Below are 7,548 nucleotides of genomic sequence, written 5' to 3'. Positions count from 1 at the left end.
TCTTAGGTTGTTCGCCGTCTTCTGTTGGATAGTTTGGAATTTCGTTTCCGTCTTTATCCTTGTGACTTGTCTTAACTTTCTCATAAACGTGTTCGATATCGCCATTTGGAAGTTTCTTAGTCTCTACGAAGCGGTAACCTGGAATATCTTTCTTAGGAGTTGTACCTTCCTCAGTAGTTGTTCCTGGAATTACATTACCATCTTTATCTTTGTGAGTTGTTGTCACTTTTTCATAGATATGTTTTGTATTTCCTTTTTCGTCGATTTCAGTTTTAACTACTTTATATCCTGGGATATCTTTAGATGGTTTAGTTCCGTCTTCTGTTGGTGAAAGAGGGTTACCGTCTTTATCAACATGTGAAGTATCTGGATGTACTGTTGGAGTGTACTTAGCTGTTACTGGTGTACCGTTCTTATCTACACGTTTAACTGTTACACCTTTAGCTTTTCCTACGAAGTCAGGTTCTGGTGTGAAGGTTACTTTACCGTTTTCATCGATAGTGTATGTTCCTTCACCTGGTACTTTCTTCTCAGTTGTGCCATCGTCAAATGTTGGTTTAACAGTTTCATCGATTTCAACTGGAACTTCCTTACCGTTGATTGTAACTTTACCACCTTCAAATGTTGGTGTTCCTGATTGAGTTTGTCCTTTAGGACCTTCTGATTCAGAATCTTTTGAGGTTGGAGTTACTGGAACGACTACTGGAGTGTACTTAGCTGTGATTGGTGTTCCATTTTTGTCAACACGTTTAACTGTTACACCTGTTGCTTGACCAGTGAATGTTTTCTCTGGTGTGAAGGTTACTTTACCGTTCTCGTCGATTGTGTAAGTTCCTTCGCCTGGTACTTTCTTCTCAGTTGTGCCATCGTCAAATGTTGGTTTTACAGTTTCATCGATTTCAACAGTTTTTTCTTTACCGTTTACAGTTACTTTTCCACCTTCAAATGTTGGTGTTCCTTCTTGAATTGCACCTTGAACATTTGTAGTGATAACATCTGAACTTGTTGGTGTTGCTGGTTTTACAACTGGTGTGTACTTAGCTGTTACTGGTGTGCCGTTCTTATCTTCGCGTTGAACTGTGACACCAGTTCCCTTACCTGTGAAGTTCTTCGCTGGTGTAAAGGTAACTGTTCCGTCAGGAGCTACTGTGTATGTTCCTTCGCCTTCGATGGTTACTGAATCAACTGGATTTCCTGTTTTTGGATCAACCAATTTAGCTGGTTTATCTTCATTGATTTCAACAGTTTTCTCTTTACCATCGATTGTTACTGTTCCACCCTTGAATTCAGGTTTACCTGTTTGAGTTGAACCTTGAACATCTTCTGTTACAGCGCCTGTTCCTGTTGGTGTTACTGGTTTAACTTCTGGTGTGTAGGTTGCTTTAGCTGGAGTTCCGTTCTTATCTTGACGAACTACTTCAACACCTTTAGCTACACCTGTGAATTTTGGTTCTGGCTTGAAGGTTACTGTGCCGTCTGGAGCTACTGTGTATGTTCCTTCGCCTTCAACAGTTAATGAATCTACTTTATCTCCAGTCTTAGGATCTACCAATTTAGCTGGTACTGTATCGTCCATTTCTACAGTTTTCTCTTCACCGTTAACCATAGCTGTTCCGCCTTGGAATTCTGGTTTACCAGTTTGAGTTGCACCTTGAACATTAACAGTTTTAGCAGGTTCTGCTTCTGGTTGTGCAGGAATGATCGATGGAGTATAAGTTGTTGAAACTTTAGTTCCATTTGTGTCTTCTGCTTGAACATTAGCTGGTGTTACTTTACCAGTGTATGATTTATCTGTTGGTGTGAAGGTTACTTCTCCTGTTGCTGGATCGATTGAGTAAGTACCTACTGGCGTTACTCCGTCTTCAGCATAAGCTGGAGTTGTTTGTCCTGCTGGAACTTCATTTCCTTCTTTATCTAGAAGTTTGTATGAATTCTCTTTAATTGGAGCAATGTTGTCTCCAGGAACGAATGAAGGTGTTCCTTTTTGAGTGTCACCTTGGATAGCTTCTGATTTAGCTGCTTCTGCTGTTGGTGTTACAGGAGTAATCTTCGGTGTGTAAGTTGTTTCTACAGCTGTTCCATTTTTATCTTTAGCTTGAACGCGTACTGGTTGTACATCTCCTGAATATGTTTTATCTGTTGGCTCGAATACTGCAACAGCTTTTCCATCTACAGTTTTAAGAGTATATTTACCAATTACGTTTCCTTCTGGATCTTTAGCTGGTACCTCTTTAGCTGGTTTTCCATCTTCATCTAGAAGTGTGTAAGTATCTGGATCGATTTTTACAGATTTCTCTTTACCGTCAATCGTTGTCTTACCAGCTTCAAATGAAACTGTGCTTTCTTGAGTTTTACCTTGTACATCTGTTGTTGTAGCTGGCGTAGATGTTGGAGTTACTCCTACAATTGTTGGTGTATAAGTTGTTGATACTTTTGTTCCATTTTCGTCTTCAGCTTGAACTTTAGCTGGTTGAACTTTACCAACATAAGTCTTATCAGTTGGTGTGAAGGTTACTTTGTTAGTAGCTGGATCAATTGTGTATTCACCAACCTTTTTACCATTCTCATCTAATGCATCGACTGGCCCATTTGCTTCTGTTCCATCTGCATTCAACAATTTAGCTGAGTTTGCTTTGATTGGAACTGATTTCTTCTCACCACCAATTGTTGTTTCACCTGGTGCAAATGATACTGTTCCTTCTTGTGTTTCACCTTGTACTCCTGCTGATTCATCTGGAGTTGCTGTTGGTGTTACTCCTACGATATTTGGAGTGTATGTTGTTGAAACTTTTGTTCCATTCTTATCTTCAGCTTGAACTTTAGCTGCTTGTACTGGTCCAGTGTAAGATTTGTCTGTTGGTTTGAAGGTTACTTCTCCTGTCGCTGGGTTAACAGTGTATTCACCAACCTTATTACCTTTTTCATCTAAAGCATCTACTGGTCCATTTGCTTCTGTTCCATCTGCATTGAGAAGTTTTACAGAGTTTTCTTTAATTGGTACTTCTGTATTTCCTTCTGTAAATGTTGGTGTTCCTTTTTGAATTTCACCTTGAACACCAGTTGAAGTAGATGGTGCTGCTGTTGGGGTTACTGGTGTTACTGTTGGTGTATATTTACCTTTTGAAGTAACTGGAACTTTATTTCCTTCTGAATCAGTCGCTGTTACTGATACTTGTACATTAACACCTTTACCTTCTCCTGTAAATGTTGGAAGTGGTTCGAATCTTACTACACCTGTTGTTGGATCGATTGAGTATGTTCCTTCTCCTTCAACTACCACTTTGCCTTTTTCATTAGCTCCTTCTAGAGAGTATGCTGCTGTTGTCCAGTCTACATTTGTTCCATCTAGAGTGTTTGTTGCTGTATTTAACTCAGAGAAGCGATCTTTTCCTGATTTAGATGTTTGAGTTTGACCCTGCTTTCCTGTAGTTTCATCTTTTGATGGTTGAACTCCATATACAGTTGGTGTATATGTATTTTCTGTCGCTACTGTTACTGGATTTCCTGACTCATCATTGAATGTTACATTTGCTGAAACTTTTATCGGTGTAGCTGTTCCTACAAAGCCTTCTGCTGGAGTGAAACTTACTTCTCCTGTTGTTGAATCGACTGTGTAAGTTCCTTCTTTAGTTGTTACAGAAGCAACTTTATTTCCTGTCGTTGGATCTACTAGTTTGAAATCTGATACTGTAGTTCCTTCTTTTCCATCATTGAAATTATCTGCAATTGAGTCAGTTTGTTTTTGACCTTGAGCTCCTGATGATTTCTCTGGATCTGTTACTACGATGTAGTAAGTTGTTTCTGCTACTGCATCTTCTGTAACTTCACCAGACTCTGTTCCATCTACTGTTGGAGTTGTTACAACACCGTTTGAGTCTACTGCTCTCGCTGTTACTTTGTAACGCCCTTTTTGAGATAATACATAAGCATTAGCTCGAGCCAAATTTGCTTCTGCAGCTGTTTTAAGAGCTGTACGTGCTGTTTCTACAGCTTTTTCAGCCGCAACAGCTTCATCACGGGATGTAGTCTCAGTAGTTTTCAGTGTATCTAACTTAGTTTTAGCTTTTTCCAACTCAGCTTGAAGTGAAGCTTTGTATTCTCTAACTCTTTCAAGTTTTTCTTCAGCTAAAGCTTGAGCTGTTGGAGAAATAGAACGTAATTTAAGATTATCTAATGCTTTTTTAGCATCTTCTTCAATACTAGTTTGACGATCTAATAATTCTTGTAGATTTGCTAATTCATTAGCAGCTGTATGTGCATCTTTAATAGCATTTGCTGCTAGTTGTGATTTTTCTGCAGCTGTACGTTGAGCTTGAATATAAGCTGTTTCTTCTGCTTGAGCTCCGTCAAAAGTAGTTACTGTACCGTCTGGTGCAGTTGCTGTTACTTTTGTTTTAATCGTATCTGAATCTGTTACTGATGTTTTATCATCGATTGTATCTGCGAATGCTACATTTGCTTTGGTAGATTTAATTAATTTTACTGATGTACCTTTTGATTCTGAATAACTTGTTGAAGTTCCTGTTGGTTTAGCATTTTGAATTGATGCTACATCTGTAGAAGATGCTTCACGGTATGATACATACCCTTTGAAACCAGAAGTCGTTTCAAGTTTCCATCCTGCGTTTGATTCAGTAGCTGTAACGGTCGAACCATCAGATGCTGTCCATTGTTTAGATACTGAATCATAATTTACAGTTACAATAGTACCTTGAGCATTGGCTACTTGCATTTTCGGAACATTTGTAATTGTACGAGTAACATCTCCTACTTCTGTAACTTTTCCTTTTTCACGAATTTCAGCAATCTTATCTACTAAGTTAGCTGCATTAGAAGTTGCACTCCATGTACGAGTGAATTCATATACGATGTAATCAATATCTCCGTTTGCTTTCACATCAGTATACACACGTCTTTCAGTTAATGTAGAAGTTCCATTGCCATTGTCTACTAATTGATACGCATCCTCAGTTGGTAAATTATATTTACCAGTAGCACTGTTAAATGTAGCTGTATATTCTTTATTATTTACCCCTTTAACAGTATATACTTCACGTTGTAAATTAGCATGCACTCTATCTGTAGTTGCTTTCGCTGCAATACTATCTACACCTACGTATTTTGTGGATTCTGGAGTTACTGCTAAATTAATGGTTGAATCTCCTGAAGTTGATGCCGCTGCTAGTACTGCTCCTTCTTGTACTGCTGCATTTGTAGTACCTGCAGCTACTGTCCAATTGCCATCTTTAACTACAAGTTTCGTCACTGTTCCATCTGGCATTGTAATTTCCGCAGTATTTGCACCTTTTGAAATCGTTACAGGTACAGTTGTTGCATAAGCTTCAACATTCTTAACTGTAATCTTAGGAGCTACCGCAATCGTAATATTTTCATGCGCTTCTTGACCATTCATATTCCATTGATTTGAATTACCTGCAATTGTAGCATTATTATAGTCTTTTGCTAAAACAGCCGCTGTGAAAATTCCAGATTCCGTTGCTGTCCCTGTAATTAGTCCCGTTTGTGGAGTATAATCTAATCCAGGTACTACATCATTAATAGAAGTTTTTTCTCCATTTTTTGCATAAGTACCATTTACAGTTGTGTGAGCTGTAACTGGACGTGGTCCATTCATAGTTGTTAATGTTGATCCATCTTTAGCAGTAAAAGTAGCATTATAAATCCCTTTATTTACTGTTTTTGCACCAGCGATTACTCGTTCACCGTTAACTGTATAGTTAGTAGCATCATCACGTGTCATCGCATCATTATCAACATACTTAATATCATGACTTACTTCATCTCCAATAGTGACTAATTTAGATGAACCTTGAATTAATGGTGCAGTTGTATCTTGCCAGCCCATCCATCCTGAACGTAAGTTTTGGAAATCCATTACTTGTGTTGTTCCATCTGGTTTTGACACAGTTACTTTATAACGCATATCGTATACACCATTTTGAATGCTTGATGATACATATCCTTCAATTGTATCCGCTTTTTCATTATAAGCAGCACCCGGGATTAAGTTAGTTAATTCAATATTTGTAATCTTATATCCTGCTGCAGTAGCGGCATCAGAAAGACTAAAACGTTTCTTTACATCAGTTACATAAATGTAGTGATTTCCTTGTTCATAAGTATATCCATAAATTTCTGTTGCAAGGAATTCATATGCTCCATTAGATCCATACTGTGCATTTTGATCTAATGTACCTACTATAGTACTTCCTGTCGGACGTAATTTACCTTTCCATAGTTCAGCTTCTTCACCTAATTTTTGTGCTTCTTCTCTAGATAATGGAATATCCGTACGACCATTTTTACCAGCAACTGAGTTCACAGCTTCTGGTTGTTCTGTATTCTCAGATTGATATCCATGAACATAAATACGGTATGTTGAGTTGCCATCAAGTTCATAGTAAGATTTACCTGTCGCTGTAGCAAACTCCCCATTTTTCTTTCTTAATTCTGTTGAAGAATATGTATATCCTTCATTTGCAGAACGTAAGTTAGATCCTTTTTCGATTTCTTTTCCATTACGTTCATCTTTTGAGCCTGTATTTTCGATAGCGTTTGAATCAGACTTTTTCTCAGTATTTTCTGTTTTCTTCCCTACAGTTTCTTTACCATTTGTAGTGTCAACTGCTGGAGTTTCTTTTTTCTCAACTGGTTTATTTTTTAGTTTTGAGTTTACAGTCGTTACAAGTTTGTTGTAAGCAGCTTTTAACTCATCTTGACTTGTAGCACTTGAAAGAGCTGCCTTAGCTGACTCCAAGTCAGCACTCAAAAGAGCCAAACTTTCGTCTGTCTTGTTTGCATATTTTCCAGCAGCGAGTTTCCCAGCTACTTCATTCACATAAGACTCAAGTTGAGACTTGTCTAGTTTAGGAGCAACTTCTTCTTTTGTAACTGCTTCAGCAGTTTTTAGTGCATCTTCCTTTTTAGACTCTTCTACTTTAGGAGTCACTACTTCAGGTTTAGCTTCTTCTACTTTTACTTCCTTCGCAGTTTCTACTTTAGCCGTTTCTCCGTTCTCTTCAGCATTAGGTGATACTACTGCCACATCAGAAATGTTTCCATTTACCGCTGTTTCTGAGGCTAATACTGCACCATTTCCAAGAAACATCAAACCAGCTGCAATAGCTACCGATGCTGCTCCAAAGCTATATTTACGAATCCCATAACGGATGTATTTTTCTACTCTAAAATCTTGTTGTTGCTTGCCTTTCATCGAGACTAACAACCTCCTTTTGTTTTATATCATGTTTATAGATATAGTAAAAACCAAAACCCCTTCATTTCATTTATAAATGAAGGAATTGCCTCAAGTACTATATTTTTCCGAAACATGTATATTCATTCTATCACACTAGCTGGATATATTCAATTTATTCGCTTGAAAATAACATGAAAATTTCAATTTTTATCTATGTCATTCTCTAAAAAATAGTAAAAATTGTCTGAATTATATAAAAAAATCAACATTTTTTAACTTTTTTCACTATTTTTTGAGATTTCAACACATTTTTGAATCCGCCGACATTG

General features: G+C 37.6%; 1 protein-coding gene. It reads right to left on the bottom strand.

What is annotated here, in order from left to right:
- A partial coding sequence (locus tag ADJ60_RS10285; protein ID WP_049544834.1) for a YSIRK-type signal peptide-containing protein occupies positions 1-7,234 on the bottom strand: 7,234 nt, incomplete at its 3' end.
- Positions 7,235-7,548 lie beyond the last annotated feature (314 nt).

Source organism: Streptococcus pseudopneumoniae, from assembly GCF_001076775.1.
In the GTDB taxonomy this organism is placed as follows: Bacteria; Bacillota; Bacilli; order Lactobacillales; family Streptococcaceae; genus Streptococcus; species Streptococcus pseudopneumoniae_G.
The sequence above is the reverse complement of the archived record's forward strand: the minus strand, read 5'-3'. Positions and strand labels throughout refer to the sequence as shown.